The sequence below is a fragment of the Streptomyces sp. NPDC059866 genome (assembly GCF_042731325.1).
GTDB lineage: Bacteria > Actinomycetota > Actinomycetes > Streptomycetales > Streptomycetaceae > Streptomyces > Streptomyces flavusporus.
In genome coordinates, this window is record NZ_JBHWJT010000012.1 from 1 (window position 1) to 21,203 (window position 21,203).

Here is a 21,203-nt window from a genome sequence, read left to right on the forward strand (position 1 = left end):
GAGGTGTTCGTCGCCGGTGTCGAGGTCGACTGGTCGCCGTGGGTGCAGGGTGGTCGGCTGGTGGATCTGCCGACGTACGCCTTCCAGCGGCGGCGCTACTGGCGGCCCGCCGCCGCCACGACCGTCGATGTCGGTGCCGCCGGACTGGGTACCGTACGGCACCCGCTGCTCGGCGCGGCGGTCCGGCTGGCCGGCAGCGATGACGTCGTGCTCACCGGACGCGTGTCCCGCGCGACCCACCCCTGGCTGGAGGACCACGCCGTCTTCGGCACCGTCCTGCTGCCCGGAACCGCCTTCGTCGAGATGACCCTGCGCGCCGGTGAGGAGGTCGGCTGCCCGTACGTGCGTGAACTCGCCGTGCACGCACCGCTGTCCCTTCCCGAGCACGCGGAGGTCGACGTGCAGGTGCAGGTCGGCGCCGGGCAGGACGGCAGTCGGCCGGTGGACGTCCACTCCCGCCCGCGCCGGCCCGACGGCACCGGGGAGTGGACCCATCACGCAAGCGCCGTCCTCACCGAGGAGGGCAGCGCACCCACGGAGGCCACCGGGCCGCTGCACGGCACCGCGTGGCCGCCCGCCGGCGCCGAGCGGCTGGACGCCGCCGCGCACTACGACACGATGGCCGCCGCCGGCCTGGAGTACGGGCCGGCGTTCCAGGGCCTGTCCGACGTGTGGCGGCTCGGCGACGAGATCCTCGCCCGGGTCACGCTGCCCGGCCGGCAGGCGGAGGAGGCGGCGACGTTCGGGCTGCACCCCGCCCTGCTCGACGCGGCACTGCAGGCGGCCGCCGTGGACGGGCTGGACGGCCGGACGCCGCTGCCCTTCTCCTTCGGCACCGTCACCCTGCACACGCCCGGCGCCACCGAGGTGCGCGTCCGGGTCGCGCCCGCCGGACGCGACACCTTCACCGTGGAACTGGCCGACCCGGCCGGCACGCCGGTCGCCCGTATCGACTCGCTGCTGGTGCGCCCCGTGACGGCCGGCGACCTCACCACCCCGGAGAGCAGCACGGAGACGCTGCTGTCCGTCGAGTGGTCCGCGTACGACGGCACCGCGGACGCCGGGAGCGACGGGACCGCGCCGGAGCTGACGCTGCTGCAGGCCGCCGACCCGGGGCCGGATGCCGGGGACGTCGTGACCCGGGCGCGGGCCGTGCTGCACGAGACGCTCGACGGGCTGCAGGCGTGGCTGGCCCAGGACCGGCCCGCCTCCGCCCGCCTCGTCGTGCTCACCCGCGGGGCCGTGCTGACCGGCGCCGAGGACGAGGGCGCTGAGGTCAACCTCGTGCACGCGCCCGTGTGGGGCCTGGTCCGGGCCGCCCGGACGGAGAACCCCGGCCGGATCGTCCTCGTCGACGTCGACTCCGGCACCTGGGACGGGCTGACGGACGTCACCGACCTGGGAATCACCGGTGACATGCCCGAACTGGCGATCCGCCGGGGCCGGACGTACATGCCCGTACTGCGCCGCCAGGCGACGGACCGTACCGACGGCGCAGCCGCCGCGCTGGGCACCGGCACCGTGCTGATCACCGGCGGGACGAGCGGGCTGGGCGCACAGGTCGCCCGGCATGTCGCCGGTCTCGGCGCCCGGCATCTGCTGCTGCTGTCCCGCCGTGGCCCGGACGCCGACGGGGCCGAGGCGCTGCGCGCGGAACTCGCCGCCGCCGGGACGCAGGTCAGCATCCGCGCCTGTGACGTGGCCGACCGCGCCCAACTGGCGCAGGCGCTGCGGGACATACCCGCCGAGCATCCGCTGACCGCCGTCATCCACTCGGCCGGCGTGCTCCACGACGGCGTGATCGAGTCCATCGACGCCGAGGGGCTCGACGCCGTGCTGCGGCCGAAGATCGACGCCGCCTGGCATCTGCACGAGCTGACCGCCGGCACGGAACTCGCCGCCTTCGTGGTGTTCTCCTCCGTCTCCGGGATCCTCGGCGGAGCCGGGCAGGGCAGCTACGCCGCCGCCAACGTCTTCCTCGACGCCCTCATGCAGCAGCGCCGACGCGGCGGGCGTCCCGGACTCTCGCTGGCCTGGGGCCTGTGGGCGGAGACCACCGGCATGACCGGGCACCTGGCCGAGGCCGACGTCGAGCGGATCAACCGCGGCGGCATCACCGTTCTCGGCACCGGACAGGGCCTGACCCTCCTCGACGCCGCACTGAGCCGGGACGCGGCCGACGCCGTGCTCGTCGCGGTCGCCCTCGACCTGCCCGTCCTGCGCACCAGCGAGCCGAACCTGCTCCCGCCGCTGCTGGCCGGACTGTTCCCGCCGCGCCGCCGGGTCTCCGTGGCCCGCAGCGGGCGGCAGAACGGCGGCGCCGGGCGCGTGGCACTGGACTCCCGGGCCGACGTGGTGGAGCGGCTGCGGTACCGGTTCGCGAGCACGATGGGCTTCGACACGACGGAACTCGACGTCACCGTGCCACTCGTCGGCCAGGGCCTGGACTCCGTGATGGCCATGCAGACCCGCAGCCTGATCGAGTCCGACTTCGGCCGGACCCTGCCGATCGCGCAGATGTTCAACGGCGCAAGCATCGAGAACATCGCCGACCATCTCGTCGCCGGCGCGGACGACGCACAGGCCGGCACCGCACCGGAAGCCGAAGGCGCCGGCACGGCAGAGGCCGAGGACGTACCGGAGGTCGTCCTGCACCCGGCCACGCGGGACGTCGTACGACTGCTGCGCGCGGAGCAGCACGGCACACCGAGCGTCACCCACCACATCGGGCTCGCCGTCCGGCTCACCACCCCGACCACCCGCGACCGCCTCACCGAGGTGATCGCCGATCTGGCCGCCCGGCATGCGGCCCTGCGTACCGCGATCGTCCCGGACGCCGACGGCGGACGGCAGCTGGAGGTACGGCGCCACCCGGCCGGCGAACTGCTCCGCTGGTCCGCGGTGGACGAGGGCACCGACGTCGACCGGCGGCTCCAGGAACTGATGGAACCGCCCTTCGACCTCGCGGTGTCCCCGCTGTGGCGGTTCGAACTGCTCGCCCACCCGTCCGGCGACCAGGTGCTGGTGTTCGGCGCCCACCACGCCGTCTCCGACCTGGCCTCGCTGATGCTGCTGGCCGACGAACTGGCCGCCGCACTCGGCGGCACCCGGCCGCCCGCCGTCGTGTCCAACCGCGACATCGAGCTGCTGCTGCGCGCCCAGGCCGCGCGTCCGGCGGACGACCGCGGCCCGTCGGAGCCGTGGCGCGATGAGTTCACCGGCGTCGAACGGCTCGACCTGGAACTGGCCCGGCCGAGGCCCGGACAGCGGTCGTACCGCTCCGCCATGCTCCTGGTGGATCTGCCGCAGGACCTGCAGGACCGGGTGGCGGACCGGGCGGGCCGCCTCGGGATCACCCCGGCCGCGTTCTGGCTCGGCGCACTGACCGTGCATCTCGCCCGGCTGCGCGACCGGAACCGGTTCGTGCTCGCGGTGCCGGTGGACACCCGGATGCACGTCGGCGCCCTCGACGCGATCGGCTACTTCGGGCTGCCCATCCCGTTCGCCGCCCAGGTGGCGCCGGAGGAGAACACCGCCGACGTACTGCGGCGCACCGACAGCCGCCTCAGCCGGGTGCTCGAACGCGGCGTCACGTTCTTCGACGTCATGTCCGCGCTCGTGGAGGAAGGGCTCCACCGCCGTAACGCGCCTCTGGTCGAGCTGTACTTCAACTACATGCCGCCGCAGGTCGGAACGGCACAGGGCATGACGGTCCTGCCGGCCGGCACCGGCCACTCCGACCTCGACCTGATGATCACGGTCATGCCCGGGCTCGGCAAGGTGGGCCTCGAGTACAACGTCGACGTCCTCGACGAGGCGAGCTGCGCCGCCCTCGGCCGGGACTACCTCGCGCTGGCCGCGCAGATCGCCGAGGACCCGGCCACCCTGGTCGCGCCACCCGAGGACACGGCACCCCTCCCCGCGCCCACCCCCGAACCTCCGGGTCAGATAGCCCTGGCCGCCACGTTCGCCCTCGGCAACCTCCCGGCCATGCTGGGGGTCGCCCTCGAGGACGCCGACGTCGAAGGCGGGCCCTTCGACGTCGTGGAAGCCCCCTACCACCAGGTACTCGCCGGCCTGCACGACCCGGGCAGCGTCCTCGCCCAGCCCTCGACCGTCGCCGGCCTGGTGCTGCTGCGCCCCGGTGACCTCACCCGCTTCGGCCCGACGACCGGCGACCTGCTGGCCGAACTCGCCGACGAATACCCCGCCGCGCTGCGCGCCCTCGCCGAACGCACGAAGAAGCCGCTCGTCGTGGGCTTCCTGCCGGAGCGGTCCGACGAGCGGCTGCGGGCGTGGGAACGGCAGGTGGTGGCACGGCTTCAGGACCAGCCGGGCATCGCCGTCCTCACCTCGGACTCGTGGGGCGACGACTACCCGCCGGACGAGATGTTCAACGAGACGACCGACGCGATCGCCCACCTGCCGTTCCACGAGGAGTTCCAGGCGAACGTGGCGCTACGGCTCGCCGACGTCGTCTGGAGGATCCGCCGCCGGGCACCCAAGGTCATCGTCGTCGACGGCGACGAGACGCTGTGGAGCGGCGTGGCCGGCGAGGTCGGGCCGGAGAACGTCGACCTGACCGGCGCCCGGGCACTGCTCGCCCGGCGGCTGCTGCGCTGGCGTGAGGCGGGCGTGCTGCTGGCGATGGTCTCCAACAACGACGAGGAGACCGTGCTCAGCATCCTGGACCGGCCGGACAGCCTGCTGCACCGGGAGCACTTCGCGGCGATCTCGGCCGCGTGGGAGCCGAAGTGGACGCGGATCCTGAAGATCGCCGAGGAGCTGCGGCTCGGGCTGGACAGCTTCCTGTTCCTCGACGACAACCCGGTCGAAATCGCCGGTGTCCGCGCCCAGTTGCCCGAGGTGCTCTGTGTGACCTGCCCGAGCGCCGACGAACTGGACGGCTTCGTCACCCGGCTGTGGCCGATGGTGCCCCGGGCGGCGACGGCCGAGGACGCCGCGCGGGCCGAGTTCTACCGCCAGGAGCAGGTACGCGACGAGGCCCGCGCGCAGATGAGCTTCGCCGACTTCCTGGCGAACCTGCGGCTGGAACTGGACATCCGGCCGGTCTCCGCCGAGACCGCCGAACGCACCGTCCAACTGAGCCGCCGTACCAACCAGTTCAACCTGCGGCCGCTCGCCCTGGATCCGGCCGCGCTGGCCCGGCTCCAGGAGGACGGCGAGGTGTGGACGGCGACCGCGAGCGACCGGTTCGGCGCGTACGGGCAGATCGGCGTGCTGGCCGTACGGCAGGACGGAGACGTGCTCGAGGTGGTCGCCTGGATGATGAGCTGCCGGGTGCTCGGCCGCGGGGTGGAGGACCGGCTGCTGCAGTGGCTGGCCGACCGCGCCGAGGCCCTCGGGTGCCAGGCGGTGCGCCTCGTCGCCGAGCACACCCCACGCAACATTCCGGCCCGGCGTCTGGTCTCCCGCCTCGGCGGCGGCGACGTCGACGCGGCGCGGCTGGAGACGGCGATGACGCCGGCGCAACTCCGGGAGTTCCGTTCCTGGGACCTCGGACCGAACACCGCAGCGGAGGTCAGCAATGTCTGAGGCGGGAAGCGGCACCAGCCGCAACCGCAGTGTCAGCCGTCGGCCCGAGGAGGAGGTGATCGAACGCCGCGGCCCTGGCCGGGCCCAGGCGGCCGACCTGCTGTCCCGCTTCCGCCGCCCGGCCGAACCTCCGGCACCTGCCGGCGAGGTCACGGACGACGGGCGCACCGCGACCGACGGCCCGCACCCCCCGGCCGCCGCCCCCGGCACCGCCCCCACCGTCGACCAGGTGGCCGCCGCCATAGCCACCCGGGCCGCCCGCTTCCTCCCGGGCACCTCTGCCGACCCGGAGACGGACCTCTTCGACGCCGGTCTGTCCTCCGTGGACGCGGTGGAACTCGTCGCGCTGATGGCGCGGGAGCTGGACGTCCGCGTCAGCCTGGACGACGTCTTCGCGGACGCCCGCCCCCGACGCCTCGCCCAGCGCTGGGCCACAGCCGCCGGACTGCCGACGCAGCCGAGCGCACCCACCGGCGCCGCCCTGGCCGTACGGGACGCAGCGGCCGACGTCGTCCACGAGGACCTCGACATGATCCTCGCCGACCTCGCGCTGGCCGACCGGCTGCCGTGGAGCCGTCAGGCGGACCCGGTGCCGCCGCGCCGGATCCTGCTCACCGGCGCCACCGGCTTCCTCGGCAGCCATCTGCTCCTCGACCTCCTGCGCCAGGGCGACGCCCATGTGGTGTGCCTGGTGCGCGCGGCCGACGACGAGGCAGCCGAACGGCGGTTGGGCGAGGCGCTGGCGAGCTTCGACCAGCCGTGGTCCGCGGAGGTCCGCCGGAGGGTCACGGTGCTGGCGGCGGACCTCCGGCAGCCGAGGCTCGGACTGACCGAAGACCGCTGGGACAGCCTCGCCCGCGAGGCCGACTCGATCGTCAACGTCGCCGCCGCGGTCGACTTCCTGCGCGGCTATCCCTCGCTGCGCCAGACCAACGTCCTCGGCCCGCTGCACCTGGCGCAGCTGGCGATGACCGGCCGCCCGAAGCCCCTGCACCACATCTCGTCCGTGGCCGTGTTCAACGAGGTCGGCATCGAGAAGATGGGCGAGGACGACCCGGTCGCGCATGTGGACCGCCTGTTCGCGGGCTACGACAAGTCGAAGTGGGCCGCGGAGGCCGCGCTGCGACGGGCCCGCGAGCACGGCCTGACGGTGACGTTCCTGCGCCCCGGCGCGATCGGCGGGCACACCCGTACCGGCGTGTACAACCCGCGCGACCTCAGCACGGGTCTGATCGGCGCGTTCTCCCGCTTCCGTACCGTGCCGGCGTTCAAGTTCATGAACCTGGCGCCGGTGGACTGGATCAGCCGGGTCGCCGCCGCTGTGGTGTTCGACCCGAAGGCATGGGGTCAGAACTACAACCTGACGGGCCGTGCGGAGACCCTGCCGGAGCTGGTCAAGGACATGAAGCTGGCCGGGATGAACGTCCGGGTCGCGAACTGGCGGGACTGGCGGGACGACCTGCTGCGCCGCCAGGAGACGGACCCGGTGCCCGAACTCGACTTCCTGGTCCGCATCCTGCGCAGCCCCACCGCGGTGAAACTCTTCGAGGCGCTGATGTTCGGCCCCGCGGCCGGCGCCGACCGCACCGAGGCGTTCCTGGCCCGGCATCGCCTGCCCGCGCCCGAACGCTACGGTTCGCAGGCCCAGTTGAAGGCCTTCGAGCGGATGGCCGAGGACGGCGTGGCCCGGCTGCCCAGCCGTGAGGACCCGCCGTACCTGTCGTTCCGCGAGCGGATGAAGGGACACGTCGGCCCGGTCGGCGAGGCGCCCGACACCCGGTGCCGGATGGCGTTCACGCTGTCCATCGCGAGCATGTACCAGGTCGTACGGCACCGGAAGGTCGACGTCCGCGGCCAGGTGACCTGCGAGCGGCTGCACCCGCAGCCGCTGACGGTGGTGGACGGCGAGATCTGGGTCCGCCCCGACGAGGGTGTCCCGCGCATGCACGGCAGCGATCATCCGCTGCTGCGCTACCGCCTGCTGCTGCAGGACCAGGACGGCGGCCGGTGGTGGCTGGAGGGCTGGAAGACGGCCCGCGCGCGTCGCGACTTCTGGAAGCAGACCCGCACGCTGGAGATCACCATCGGCCGCGAGGGCGGGCCGGCCGTCCTCGCCGGTGTGGTCCGCGTGCCCGGCAAGAGCTATGTCCCGGACCAGATCGACGGCATCCAGGTCGACCCCCGGCTGTCCTCGCAGGAGCAGCGGCTGGCCAAGCTGGCGTGGCTGTCCTGGTTCTTCGTGCAGGTGGGCATGGGGCTGGCGGAACCGTCCCTGCGGGCCGGCGCCGAACTGCTCGATCTGCGCCGGGACGCGATCGACCGGGAGAAGGACAAACTGCAGCACAAGATCAGGAAGCTGATGATCCAGAGGGAGCAGATCCGATGACGCCGAGGCCCCTGCACACCGATCTCGGCGCCGCGATCGAGCAGATCCCCTTCACCGCCTCCGACGGCACGGAGCTCGGCCTGTGCCGGGTCGCGGCGGAGGGCGACGACTCCGAACGCCCGGCCGTGCTCGTCCTGCACGGCCTGACCGCGTCGGCGGACATGTTCCTGCTGCCGGAGACCCGCAACCTGGTCGACGTCCTGCTCGACGCCGGCTACGAGCCGTGGCTCCTCGACTGGCGGGGCAGCTGCCGGCTGCCCTACAACGAGGGCCGGGTCCGCTACACCTTCGACGACGTGGCGCTCTACGACATCCCCGAGGCGGTGTCCCTGATCCGCGAGCGGATCGACGGCCGCCCGCTGCTGGTCGTCGCGCACTGCATCGGCGCCATGTGCCTGTCGCTGAGCATGGCGGCGGGCCTGGTGCCGGGGCTGGCCGGCGTCGTCGCGCAGGGGGTGTTCCTCACACCGAAGATGTCCTGGAAGACCCGGGTGCGGCTGCACTTCGGCGGCGAGCTGCTGCGGTCCCGGCTGGTCAACATCCCGACCGACTTCAAGAAGGTCGGGCTGTGGTCGAAGTACTCGCTGCTGTACGCGGAGGTCTCGCTCGGCGCCGAGTGCAAGGACCCCACCTGCCAGATCCTGCACAACGACTCGTGGGGCGTGGGCGGTTCGCTGTTCGAGCACGACAACCTCGACGTGCGCACCCACGACCGCCTCGCCGAGCTGTACGGCACGGTGCCGATGTGGATCCTGCCGCACCTGCGGAGCATCGAACTGGCCCACACGATGATGCGGTTCAACGACGGCGACGGCCGCTACGACGCGCTGCCGAAGAACGCGCTCGACAACGCGGGCAAGATCGAGGCACCTCTTCTGCTGTTGTCCGGCAGCGACAACCGCTTCTGGTACGACTCCAACAAGCTGTGCCACGAGGTCCTGTCGAGCCGCTACCCCGACATGGACGTCCGCTACGTCGAGGTGCCGGGCTACGGCCACCTCGACACGTTCATCGGGCGCAACGCGGCCCTGGACGTGTTCGGACACATCGTGGACTTCCTGGACGAATGCCGAGCCGTGCACACCGGCGTGTGACACCGTGCGGCCAGGACCGAAGAAGGCAAAGGGAGCTGTATGAGCAGGATCTGGCTGATCACGGGCGCGAGCAGCGGGTTCGGCCGCGCCCTCGCCGAGGCGGCGCTCTCCGCCGGCGACACCGTCGTCGGCGCAGTGCGGCGCCCCGAAGCGCTGGACGACCTGGTGGCCGCCCACCCCGGCCGCGTGGACCCGCTGCGGCTCGACGTCACCGACATCGCCGCGATCGACGCCGCGGTACGCGACGTCGTGGACCGGCACGGGCGGATCGACGTCCTGGTCAACAACGCCGGCCGCACCCATGTCGGCGCCTTCGAGGAGACGACGGACGACGAGCTGCGCGCCCTGTTCGACGTGCACGTCCTCGGCCCGGCGGCGCTGGTGCGGGCGGTGCTGCCGCATCTGCGCGAGCGGCGTTCGGGCGCGATCGTGCAGATGAGCAGCGTGGGCGGGCAGCTGTCGTTCGCGGGCTTCTCGGCGTACAGCGGAACGAAGTTCGCCCTGGAGGGCATGTCGGAGGCGCTCGCGGACGAGGTGCGGGAGTTCGGCATCAAGGTGCTGATCGTCGAGCCGGGCGCCTTCCGCACCTCGCTGTTCGAGGGCGGCCGGGCCGGTTTCAGCGCCGACAGCGGCGTGTACCCCAAGGTGGCGCAGACGCGTGCGTACGTCTCCGGCGGCGACGGCACCCAGGCCGGCGACCCGGCGAAGGCGGCGGCGGTCATCCTGGCCGCCCTGGACGCGGAGGAGACGCCGCTGCGCCTGCCGCTCGGCGACGACGCGGTCACCGCCGTCCTCGACCACCTCGAGCAGGTGCGGGCCGAGGTCACCGCCTGGGAGAAGAGCACCCGGAGCACCGCGTTCGACGAGTGATCCGGTGCGGGCCCTCCTGGTGGCTGCTTCGTCTTCAGGAGGGTCTTGACGGTTCGTCATGTCGGCCGTATGGCCTGCCGGTTACATCTGTGCAGGGCCCTTGTGCAATTCCTGTGGAAGCCTCAATCTTTCGGCTGACGCACGGGTGAGCCACCAAGAATTGACATGTTCCTGCTCATCTGGGCGCCACCCCACACCAGCGCACCACCGATTGAGGAGGACCCCTCAGATGGCAGTGATGCGTCATACCCGGCGAAGACTGGCGGCCACAGCCCTCGCGACCACCGCGGCACTCGCCGCGAGCCTGGTCGCCGCCCTCCCCGCCGGTGCGGCCCCGGCAGCCGAAGGCCGTATCCAGTACGAAGGCGCGGCGAACGCCGTCGCCGACAGCTACATCGTGACCCTCAAGGCGGACCGGGCCCGCTCGGGCTCCGCCGAGGGACGCGCCCTGGCGAAGAAGTACGGCGCCGTCATCGAGCGCACCTACAAGAAGGCCCTGAACGGCTACGCGATCGAGGCCTCCGAGACCGAGGCGAAACGTCTCGCCGCCGATCCGGCCGTCGCCTCCGTGGTCCAGAACCGCACCTTCACCGTCGCCGCGACCCAGCCCAGCCCGCCCTCCTGGGGCCTGGACCGCATCGACCAGCGCAACCTCCCGCTGAACAGCTCGTACACCTACCCGGACACCGCCGGCCAGGGCGTCACGGCGTACGTCATCGACACCGGCGTCCGCATCACCCACAGCGACTTCGGCGGCCGTGCCTCCTACGGCTACGACGCCGTCGACAACGACAACACCGCCCAGGACGGCAACGGCCACGGCACCCACGTCGCCGGCACGGTCGCCGGAAACGCCTACGGCGTCGCCAAGAAGGCGCGGATCGTCGGCGTCCGCGTGCTGAACAACTCCGGCTCCGGCACCACCGCCCAGGTCGTCGCCGGCATCGACTGGGTGGCCCAGAACGCGGTCAAGCCGGCCGTCGCCAACATGTCCCTCGGCGGCGGCGCCGACACCGCCCTCGACACCGCCGTACGCAATGCCATCGCCTCCGGCGTCACCTTCGCCGTCGCGGCCGGCAACGAGACCACCAACGCCTCCACCCGGTCCCCCGCCCGCGTCACCGAGGCCATCACGGTCGGCGCCACCACGTCCGGCGACGCCAAGGCGAGCTACTCCAACTACGGCACGGTCCTGGACCTGTTCGCGCCGGGCTCGTCCATCACCTCGTCCTGGCACACCAGCGACTCGGCCACCAACACCATCTCCGGTACGTCGATGGCGACCCCGCACGTCGCCGGAGCGGCGGCGCTGTACCTGGCCGGCAACCCCACGGCCACGCCCGCCCAGGTGTCCACCGCGCTGACCTCCGCGGCCACCCCCAACGTCGTCACCAGCCCCGGCACCGGCTCACCCAACCGGCTCCTGTACGTCGGCGGCGGCACCCCGACCCCGCCCGGCCCGCGCTTCGAGAACACCGGTGACTTCGCGATCAGCGACAACTCCACGGTCGAGTCCCCGGTGACCGTCTCCGGCGTCTCCGGCAACGCGCCCTCCGCGCTCGCCGTCGAGGTCCACATCGTCCACACGTACATCGGCGACCTCCAGGTCCAGCTGATCGCCCCCGACGGCACCGCGTACACGCTCAAGGGGTACGGCACCGGCGGCAGTGCGGACAACATCGACACCACGTACTCCGTCAACGCCTCCTCGGAGACCGCGAACGGCACGTGGAAGCTGAGGGTCAGCGACAACGCTAACCTCGACACCGGGCGGATCGACGCCTGGGCGCTCCAGTTCTGACCTTCCTGACGTACCGTCATCTTCGTCCTCGCGGAGGGGCTTCGGGTCGGTGACCCGGCCCGCCGCGAGGACGAGGTTCGTCCGCCAGGTGTGCGAGCAGATCGTGCTCGGCGTCCGAGCGTGCAGGGGAGCCCCGCCACGGCGCCGGCCCAGCGCTTACCATGCGCCAAGTCGTACGACTGTTCTGCATCCTCGGCCGAACCAGGAGCCCGGTACCCGTGTCCATCCCTCCGCCCCCCGGGCCCCATCAACCCCAGGGCCCCCAGGGCCAGTACCCGGCTCCCCACCCGCAGGGCCCCTACGCGCCGCCGCCGTACGGCGCCTGGGGTCCGTACCCGCCGCAGGCGCCGGTCAACGGCGTCGCCATCGCCGCCCTCGTCCTCGGCATCCTGTGCTTCCTCCCCGCCGTCGGGCTGGTGCTGGGCCTGATCGCGCTGCGTCAGATCAGACGCAGGGGCGAGCGCGGGAAGGGCATGGCGGTCGTCGGGTCCGTGCTGTCGTCCGTCGGGCTCGCGCTGTGGGTCCTGTCGCTCTCGACGGGCTTCGTGTCCGACTTCTGGGAGGGCTTCAAGGAGAGCGCGCGGGAGAGTGCGACCGTCTCGCCGGACAAGGGCGAGTGCTTCGACGTGCCCAGCGGCTCCCTGGAGGGCATGACCTACGACGTCGACGTGGTGCCCTGCGCGGGCAGGCACGACGGCGAGGTGTTCGCCACCGTCCGGCTGCCGGGCGGCAGTTTCCCCGGCGACGACCACATCACGAGCGTCGCCGACGACAAGTGCTATGCCCTGCGCGGCGACTACGCCATGGACACCTGGGCGCTGCCGGACAACGTCGACGTCTACTACCTGACCCCGACCCGTCAGAGCTGGGGGCTCGGCGACCGCGAGATCACCTGCATCTTCGGCAACACCGACGAGAAGGGCACCCTGACCGGCTCGCTGCGCACCGACGCGGCCACCCTCGACGCCGACCAGCTCGCCTTCCTGGAGACGGCCCGCGCCATCGACGCCGTGATGGAGAAGGAGCCCGAGGAGTACCCCGAGGAGGACCTGGCGGCGAACCGCACCTGGGCGGGCGAGGTCGGTGACGTGCTCGCCGAGCAGAGCGGCACGCTGGGTGAGCACAGCTGGCCCGCCCGGGCCGAACAGCCCCTCGCCGACCTGGTGAAGGAGCTCGACTCCGCGCGCGGTCAGTGGGCGAAGGCGGCCGCCGCCGGTGACGCGGACACCTTCTACGTGCACTACGACGAGGGGTACGCGTTCTACGACGGGCAGGCCACCATCACCGCGCGCAAGGCTCTGGGCCTGGACACCAGCCCGCCCGAGTACGCCACTGACCCGGGTGACTCCGACGCCGACGTGTGATCGCCCCCACAGCGGGGAGAAAGCGGGGAGAACACGGGGAGAAAGCGCCTGGGCACAGCCCTCCCCGCGCGCAAGTCATCACATCGAGTGATTCTCTGGCCTTTGCTTGCCTGGTGGAACCCAGGGTTGCCACGCTGTTGCTGTCTGTACAACCTGATGGGAGCGGCCAGTGACATTCGGTGAGCAGCCGGCGTACCTGCGTGTCGCGGGTGATCTCCGCAAGAAGATCGTCGACGGTCTGCTGCCACCCCACACCCGCCTGCCGTCACAGGCCAGAATCCGCGAGGAGTACGGCGTCTCGGACACGGTCGCGCTCGAGGCGCGCAAGGTCCTGATGGCCGAGGGGCTGGTCGAGGGCCGCTCCGGTTCCGGGACGTACGTGCGGGAGCGGCCCGTGCCCCGGTCCGTCGCCCGCTCCGGATTCCGCCCGGACGGCGGTGCCACCCCCTTCCGGCAGGAGCAGGCGGACGCCGCCGCGCGCGGCACCTGGGAGTCCAGCAGCGAGCAGACCGCGGCGAGCGGCGCGATCGCCGAGCGGCTCGGCATCCGGCCCGGCGACCGCGTGATGTGCACCAAGTACCTGTTCCGGGAGAGCGGCGAGCCGTTGATGCTCTCCACCTCCTGGGAGCCGATCGCCGTCACCGGCCGCACGCCCGTGATGCTGCCCGAGGAGGGCCCCCTCGGCGGCATGGGTGTCGTCGAGCGCATGGCGGCCATCGACGTGATCGTCGACAACGTCACCGAGGAGGTCGGCGCCCGCCCCGGACTCGCCGAGGAACTCCTCGCCCTGGGCGGAGTCCCCGGGCATGTCGTCCTCGTCGTCCAGCGCACCTTCTACGCCTCCGGCCGCCCCGTCGAGACGGCCGACGTGGTGATCCCGGCAGACCGCTACCGGGTCTCGTACCACCTCCCGGTGAGATAGCGCACATCTTTCCGACCCCTGCCCGGCGGCGCACGCCCCTGCGGCAGTTGCTCCCGGCATGCGCGCGCCGGGAGCCGGTGCGCGCGCCGTTCGATTCCGGACGTTTTCGCAGGTGACCCCGGGCGTGCCCGCCATGCCGCCGACCGGATGCGCGGATGCGTACGCACGGCGCGTTCGACGCCGTGCGCCCCCTCGCGCCTGGCTTGTTGCGTACCTCTTTGTGAAAAGCCGTATTCGCTGCGTGAAGGTTAGGCGTAGGCTCGGGCATATGCGGATTGCGGTTTCCTTAGCGGGCGGGGCGCGCGGGCCGAGGGCGGGAAGCGGAGGGGCGCGATGAACGACAGCACGGTGACTCTGCCCTGGCTCGTCATACGGCAGGACGACGGCGGCAATCGCTACCGCGTGGGCCGGTACGCGACCCGGGCCGAGGCCCAGAAGATCGCCGACAGCCTCGACAACCGCGGGCACAAGCAGCTCTATTGGGTCGAGCGCATCAGCCAGGACACCGACGACGGCACCTGAGCCGCGACGCCGCCCTCGGGCCCTGACGTAGGCTCCGGCGCATGAAGGAACGGATCGTGGTGGTGGGGGCCGCCCTGTTCGACGGTGGCCGACTGCTCGCCGCGCGCCGCAGTGCACCCCCTGAACTGGCCGGGCGTTACGAGTTGCCCGGCGGCAAGGTCGAGCCGGGCGAAGCGCCGGATGCCGCGCTGGTGCGTGAGCTGCGGGAGGAACTCGGCGTCGAGGCCGAGGCTGTTGAGCGGGTGCCGGGGGAGTGGGACCTGAAGCCACCGTATGTTCTGCATGTGTGGACCGCCCGACTGCGCCCCGGTTCTCCCGACCCCAAGCCGCTCGAGGACCACGACGAACTGCGCTGGCTCGCGCCCGGCGAACTCTGGGACGTCGACTGGCTGGACCAGGACGTTCCGGCCGTACGTGAGGTGGCCGCCCGCCTGAGTGGCTGACTCCTTGACGCCGGCCTGTGCCACCCCGCGTGCAGTGCCGTGCCCGTACGCCGTTCGTGCCACAGTGCGCGCTCCCCGGCGGTACTGGGTCCCGCATATCGGGTATGTGCCAATTAACCCCACAAAACCAGGCATGGGTGGGTTCTCTGGCCCGGGAAGTGATCGGCGTGATCGACACCGAAGGTGGCCGCGCCGAGTGGACCTTTCCCGCCGACCCGGGTGCCGTGCGCACCGCACGGCACAACGTCCGCCGCCAGTTGCACGGCTGGGGTCTCGACAGCGTCGGTGACCTCACGGCCCTGCTGGTCAGCGAACTCGTGACCAACGCCCTGCGGCACGCCACCGGCCCCATCGGCGTCCGCCTGGTACGCCCCCCGGACCTGCCCGACGTGCTGCTGGTGGAGGTCTCCGACCCGTTGCCCGACCCGCCCCGCGAACGGGTCGCCCGGCCCGAGGACGAGCACGGGCGCGGCCTGCAACTGGTGGCCTCCTCCGCGCGCCGCTGGGGCACCCGGCCCGGCGAATCCGGCAAGACGGTGTGGTTCGAGCTCGCCGTACCGACCTGAATCCGGACCGGACTTGCCGGAAGGCGTGATTCGAGGGCGTGTCCCCTGGTTAGAAGAGTGGAAGTGTTCTCGCAGGACGGTCCGAAAACCAACTGGACCGTTCTGTGATCGTGAACACCGTGTTGTGCGGCACCGTAGTGCTGGATACTGCGGGCAGCCGCCCCCGGTGACCGGTGCCGGGCGCGGTGAGCTGGAGGGGACGGTTCGCGTGAGCGAGATACCAGCGAAGGCCACGGAGTCCGAGGACCCGTCGGACGGCGCGAGGACGGAGGCCGCGGGTGCCTCCGGTGAGGTGCGGCCCGGCGACCCCATGTGGCAGAGCAGTCCGCCCGGCTCGATGTACGACTACATCAAGGTCGCGTCCTTCTCCATCGGCCCCGACGGGCTCGTCGACCAGTGGAGCCTGCGCGCCGAGAACCTCTTCGGCATCCCGGCGGAGCGGGCCGTAGGCATGGACCCCATCGCGGCCTTCATCGACCCCGATCTGCTGGAGCAGGGCCACCGGAAGATGGCCGAGATCCTCGACGGGCGGGAGTGGACCGGCGTGGTCCCCTTCCGGCTGCCGGAGACGGCGGACGGCGGCGGGGGCGAGGGTCTCGCCGAGGTCTATGTGATGCCGACGCGCACCGAGGACGGCGAGAAGGCGGCCGTCTGCATAGTCGTCGACGTCCGGGTGCTGCGGCGCATCGAGACGGATCTCGCCGCCTCGCAGTCCATTTTCGGTCAATCACCGTTCGGCTTCCTGCTGATCGACTCCGAACTGCGGGTGCGGCGCGCCAACCAGCGGTTCGCCTCGGTCTTCGGCGGCACACCCGACGACCACCGCGGCAAGGGCGTCCACGACTATCTGCCGCGCGGCGAGGCCGAGCGGGTCGCCGCGACGCTGCGCCGGGTCCTGGAGACCGGCAACAGCATCACGGACATGCACGTCACGGGCTTCGTGCCCGGTTCCGAGGACCGCCGTCACTGGTCGGTCAACCTCTACCGCGTGCACAGCGGAAGCGGGCGCCCCGTCGGGATCGCCTGGCTCGGAACCGACATCACCGCCCGCCGCGCCGCCGCCCGCGAAGCAGCCGCCGCCCGGCGCAATCTCGCCCTCCTGAACGAGGCCGGCGCCCGCATCGGCAACTCCCTCGACCTGGAGACCACCGCCCGCGAACTCCTCGACGTCGTCGTCCCCGGCTTCTGCGACCTGGCCACCGTCGACCTCTACCAGGGCCTCCTGGCCGGCGACGAGACCCCGCCCGGCCTCGCCGACGGCAGCGCCGAACTGCGCCGCGTCGCCTTCGCCAGCGCCGTCTCCGACATCCCCTTCGCGGGCACCGGCACGCCGGTCAAGGTCGGCGCGGTCCACCACTACCCCTTCAACTCGCCCTGCGCGGACGCCCTGCGCACCGCCCGCCCGCAGACCGTCCCCGCCGAGGAGGGCGGCCTCGTCCAGTCCACCCTCGCGGTGCCGATGGTCGCCCACGACACCGTCGTCGGGCTCGCCCAGTTCTCCCGTACGAAGGGCAGCGAGCCGTTCGGCGACCGGGACCGGGCCCTCGCGGTCGAGCTGGCCGCGCGGGCCGCCGTCTGTATCGACAACGCCCGCCTCTACCGGCGCGAGCACGAACGCGCGTTGATACTGCAACGGTCCCTGCTCCCGCCCGGCGACCCGGTCGCCTCCGGCCTGGACATCGCCTGCCGTTACCTTCCCGGGAACGCCTCCACCGGCCGCCCCAGCGAGGTCGGCGGCGACTGGTTCGACGTCATCGAACTGCCCGGCCACCGCACGGCGTTGGTCGTCGGCGACGTCATGGGCCGCGGTCTGCGCGCCGCCGTCGCGATGGGCGAACTCCGCACGGCGGTACGGACGCTGGCCCAGCTCGACCTCGAACCGGCCGAAGTCCTCTCCCAGTTGGACGAGATCGCCCGCGGCCTCGGCACCCCCGGAGGCATCCAGCAGGCCACCCGCGCCGCCCGCCGCCCCCGCGAGGCGGACCTGTCCGAGGTGTATCTCGCGACCTGCGTGTACGCGGTCTACGACTCCGTCACCCGGCGCTGCACCTTCGCCAACGCGGGCCATCTGCCGCCGGTCCTGGTCGAACCCGGCGAGCCGGCCCTGATGCTGGACGTACCGCCCGGCATGCCGCTCGGTGTCGGCGGGGAACCCTTCGAGGAGGTCGAGGTCGAACTGCCCGAAGGTGCACTGTTGGCGCTCTACACGGATGGACTGGTCGAATCCCGCGACCACCCCCTCGACGAGGGCCTGCAGGCCTTCGTCGGCGCGCTGACCGACCCGTCCCGCCCGCTGGAGGACGTCTGCGACCACGTCCTCAACACCCTCGACAGCCACCACGGCGAGGACGACATCGCCCTGCTCATGGCCCGCGTCCAGGGCCTGCCCGCCGAGTCCGTCGGTGACTGGACGCTGCCGCGCGAGCCGCGCAGCGTGGGCCGCGCCCGCGAGTACGCGCGCGGCCAGCTGCTCAGCTGGGACCTGGAGCCGCTGGTCGACACAACGGAGCTGCTGGTCAGCGAGCTGGTGACGAACGCCCTGCGGTACGGCGAGGGCGAGATCCGGCTGAGACTCCTGCTGGACCGCACCCTGGTCTGCGAGGTCTGGGACTCCGGCCTCGTCCAGCCCCGTCGCCGCCGCGCCCGCGACACCGACGAGGGCGGCCGCGGCCTCCAGCTCGTCGGCCTGCTCTCGGCCGCGTGGGGCTCCCGCCGCACACATCGCGGCAAGACGGTGTGGTTCGAACTCCCGCTGCCGGACGGCGAGAACGGCGTGGCGGATCCGGCGGAGGCCCTGCTGAGCCTGTTCTGAGCGCCGGAACGGCGTTGCGGCTGAGCGGGAGGTGGGTCGCGCAGCCCGGCGATTACGGGGTGCCGCCCGCGCCCACCCTCCCCCACTCTCGGCTTCGCTCGAGCGGGGGGACCCCCATCGCCCTGGGGGCACCTCCCAGGCCCTTAAGGCACTGGGGGAGGCACGAATGCCCGCGGCTTGACGGGGGGCAGGCCTACGGGGGACTCGGCCGCCTGCGTGCCCGGGTGCGCGGTCCCCCGAAGCTCGCGGGCGGGCCGCCGTCCGGGTCGCCGCCCAGGAGGATCCCGCCGAGGACCGCCCCGCCGACGCCGATCGCGTGCGCGCCTGAACCGGCGTACGGCGTGCCGTGGGCGCGTACGTCCTGCTCGGCGAGGTGCCGGGCCTCCCCGGCGCGGGCGTCGGCCGCCAGGTGGTCGTCGTCCGCGAGCAGCGCCTCGGCTGTCGCCAGCCGGGTCCGGGCCGTGGCGCCCACCGCCCCCCGGTGCGTGCTGACGAAGTCGGCCGCGGCGCCGGTGCTGCTGCGCGCGACCAGCAGGGCGGCGGCCGGAATCACCCCGGCCCGCCCGGCCGCGAGCGGCGTGACGGCCTCCGCGATCCGACGCAGGGCGTCGAGCGGGTCGTAGGACCCGGAGGTCAGCTCCTCCCGTACGGTGGCCAGGACGATGTCGGCGCGCGCGAGACGGGCGCGCACCTCACCCACGGGAACATCCGGCCCGCCGCCCGCTCCCCTCTCCCCCCTGAGCCACTCCCGCACGCCCGCGAGCTCCGCCTCCGCCCCCGTGAGCGCCCCCGGCACCAGGCCCGCAGCCGTCGTCAGCTCCTGCGCGAGCCGGTCGACGCCGTCCACGAAGACAGCGGCCTGCGTGATCGCGCCCTCGGCGGCGCGCAGGTGGGCGGCGGCCAGGTCGGCATTGCCCAGGTCGGCCTGCTGGCGGGACTGGTTGAGACGGACCGTGGCGAACACCAGGCGGTCCTTGGCCTGTTCGACGTACCCGACGACCGAGGCGGTGGCGCCGGGCGGGTACCGCTCGGCGAGGTCGCCGAGGGTGGCCTCCGTCGTCCCCGTACGCCCCGCCAGCTGCCGGAAGCGCGCCTCCGCGACCTCCAGCGCCGCACCGATGCCCAGCTCCAGGCCGCGCAGCACATCGAACCCGGCGGCCTCCGTGTCCAGCCGTCGCCCCGCCTCCGCGCACCGCCCGACGATCCCGGCGAGCACCTGCCGACGGGCCGACTCCTCGCCCGGCACTCCGTCGTCGTAGCGCTGCCGCATCCGGAAGGCGGCCGACAGCTCGGCCTCGGCCTCCCGCAGGGCCCGCCCGAAGGGTTCGGCGTCCGAGACGTCGAACCGGGTCCCGGCGAAGGCGAGTTCCTCCCGGCTGGTGCGTACGCAGTCGTCCGCCTCGACCAGCGCCGCCCGGGACTGCCGGTCGAACCGGTCGAGCGTCGGCTGCGGCGGCGGGCCGGGGAGGGCGCCGCCGGGGGTCGTCCGGGTGCGGGTGCGCCGGGTGCGCCGTACGTACCCGTACGCGGCGAGCGCGACCGCCGTGACCGCCGCGATCAGCGGCAGCACCAGGTCGGCGGTGTACGTCCCGTCCCCCTCCTGCGCGACCGCGCCCGGCCCGGGCCCGCCCCTGGCGCCGGTGTCCGTCGCCGGCACCAGCAGACACAGCCACATCACCGCGATCGCACCACCGAGCGCCGCCTGCGCCAGGCGCGCCCCTGTGGGGGGTCCGGCCTGCCGCGGCCGGCCCCGGAACCGGGATGACGTCACGTTTCGGAGCGTATGACCGGGAATGCGGGCCCGCGACCGGAGTGCGTCCGATGCGGTCACCGACTCGTTGTTCGGATGTCACACGGGCTTTCCCTCTTCAGGTGTCCTAGTTTGTTGTGGACCACCTGTGGGAGGCCTAGGGTCCACTTCTCCTATTCCTGTGAGGGTCAGACATCCATGCGAGCGTTACTCACCAGCAAGGCGGCCCGGCGTGCCCTGCGTCCGATCGCCGACCTCATAGACCAGCGCATCGAACGGCAGGTCCGCCGGGCCGTCGGGCAGGCCTCCCAGGACGCCTCGCAGCAGGAGCTGAAGCGGCTGCGCGCCCGCCAGCGCCCGCTGGAGCTGTTCTTCGACGGGACCGGCCGGGGTGCGTCGCGGCTGCCGTCCGCCCCCCATCTCAACCGCACCATCAAAGAGCTGACCGACGTGACCGGGGACGCGGACGGCGCGGAGCGGAACGTCGCCCAGGCGTTCCGGCTGCTCATCGCGATGGAGGCGCTCGGGGTCGGCCGGATCGCCGGCGGCACCATGAACATCTGCGGCAAGCTCTCCGCCGTACCGCTGCTGGACCCGCCGAACGACGACATCCTGGAAATCGGCACTCTCTACGGGATGTTCGGCGCGGCCCTGATCCGGATGATGGAGCGCGCGGGACGCGACCCGCGCCTCACGATCGTCGACCCGCTCGCCGGGACCCAGCTCCAGCCCGGCGCCACCATGGGCAAGGACGCCTCGGGCACCCCGGTGCGCGAGGCCGCGGTGCGCACCAATCTGGCGCTGGTGGGCGCACCGGGTGCCGGGGCCCGGATACAGCAGGGTTTCTCCGAGGACCCCGAGGTGCGTGCCCTGGTCTCCGACCGCTCCTACGGCGTGATCATCGTCGACGGCGACCACTCCGCCGAAGGCGTCGCCAAGGACCTGGAGTGGGCCGAGCAGATCGTCGCGCCCGGCGGCATCGTCGTCCTGGACGACTTCGGGCACCCCAAGTGGCCCGGCATCAAGGAGGCCTTCGAGAAGCACATGACCACCGACACCCGTCTGGAGTTCCTCGGCCAGGTGGCCCACTCGGGGTATCTGCGGGCCTCACGCTGAC

The 21,203-nt window shown here is 72.5% G+C and carries 13 protein-coding genes; 12 read left to right on the forward strand and 1 reads right to left on the reverse strand.

Annotated elements, in window-relative coordinates:
• From ACFV7R_RS19475 to ACFV7R_RS19525, 11 genes are all read left to right on the forward strand, one after another.
• Window positions 1-5,556 (forward strand): HAD-IIIC family phosphatase (locus tag ACFV7R_RS19475; RefSeq protein ID WP_385264802.1); only part of this gene is annotated, 5,556 nt, incomplete at its 5' end.
• On the forward strand, window positions 5,549-7,942 hold the full coding sequence (locus ACFV7R_RS19480; protein ID WP_385264804.1) for a thioester reductase domain-containing protein: 2,394 nt from the start codon (window positions 5,549-5,551) through the stop codon (window positions 7,940-7,942). The genes ACFV7R_RS19475 and ACFV7R_RS19480, both read left to right, overlap by 8 nt.
• Window positions 7,939-9,036, forward strand: coding sequence for an alpha/beta fold hydrolase (locus tag ACFV7R_RS19485; protein WP_385264807.1), 1,098 nt, complete (start codon window positions 7,939-7,941; stop codon window positions 9,034-9,036). The genes ACFV7R_RS19480 and ACFV7R_RS19485 overlap by 4 nt, the downstream gene beginning before the upstream one ends.
• Window positions 9,037-9,075: 39 nt before the next feature.
• Window positions 9,076-9,906: an oxidoreductase gene (locus tag ACFV7R_RS19490; protein WP_385264810.1), complete on the forward strand. Its 831-nt coding sequence runs from the start codon at window positions 9,076-9,078 to the stop codon at window positions 9,904-9,906.
• 229 nt (window positions 9,907-10,135) lie between these two features.
• A complete protein-coding gene (locus ACFV7R_RS19495; RefSeq protein ID WP_385264812.1) occupies window positions 10,136-11,707 on the forward strand; it encodes a S8 family peptidase in 1,572 nt (523 codons plus the stop codon).
• 218 nt (window positions 11,708-11,925) lie between these two features.
• Window positions 11,926-13,071 (forward strand): DUF4190 domain-containing protein, encoded by a 1,146-nt coding sequence (locus ACFV7R_RS19500; protein ID WP_385264815.1) that lies wholly within the window; start codon window positions 11,926-11,928, stop codon window positions 13,069-13,071.
• A gap of 169 nt (window positions 13,072-13,240) precedes the next feature.
• A complete protein-coding gene (locus tag ACFV7R_RS19505; RefSeq protein ID WP_385264817.1) occupies window positions 13,241-13,993 on the forward strand; it encodes a GntR family transcriptional regulator in 753 nt (250 codons plus the stop codon).
• 333 nt (window positions 13,994-14,326) lie between these two features.
• On the forward strand, window positions 14,327-14,515 hold the full coding sequence (locus tag ACFV7R_RS19510; RefSeq protein ID WP_129801297.1) for an SPOR domain-containing protein: 189 nt from the start codon (window positions 14,327-14,329) through the stop codon (window positions 14,513-14,515).
• Between the two features lie 41 nt (window positions 14,516-14,556).
• Entirely contained in the window at window positions 14,557-14,958 is a 402-nt protein-coding gene (locus ACFV7R_RS19515) for a (deoxy)nucleoside triphosphate pyrophosphohydrolase (protein WP_385264820.1), read from the forward strand.
• Between the two features lie 104 nt (window positions 14,959-15,062).
• The gene (locus ACFV7R_RS19520; RefSeq protein WP_385264823.1) at window positions 15,063-15,524 is read left to right on the forward strand and encodes an ATP-binding protein; all 462 of its coding nucleotides are present in this window, start codon (window positions 15,063-15,065) and stop codon (window positions 15,522-15,524) included.
• 208 nt (window positions 15,525-15,732) lie between these two features.
• On the forward strand, window positions 15,733-18,336 hold the full coding sequence (locus tag ACFV7R_RS19525) for a SpoIIE family protein phosphatase (RefSeq protein ID WP_385264825.1): 2,604 nt from the start codon (window positions 15,733-15,735) through the stop codon (window positions 18,334-18,336).
• A gap of 193 nt (window positions 18,337-18,529) precedes the next feature.
• Here the strand turns inward: ACFV7R_RS19525 and ACFV7R_RS19530 are convergent, their stop codons facing one another.
• Window positions 18,530-20,107, reverse strand: a complete 1,578-nt coding sequence (locus ACFV7R_RS19530; protein ID WP_385264827.1) for a hypothetical protein — start codon at window positions 20,105-20,107, stop codon at window positions 18,530-18,532.
• A gap of 177 nt (window positions 20,108-20,284) precedes the next feature.
• Here ACFV7R_RS19530 and ACFV7R_RS19535 point away from each other — a divergent pair, with 177 nt between their 5' ends.
• Window positions 20,285-21,202 (forward strand): class I SAM-dependent methyltransferase, encoded by a 918-nt coding sequence (locus tag ACFV7R_RS19535; protein WP_385264829.1) that lies wholly within the window; start codon window positions 20,285-20,287, stop codon window positions 21,200-21,202.
• The last annotated feature ends 1 nt before the right edge of the window (window position 21,203 follow it).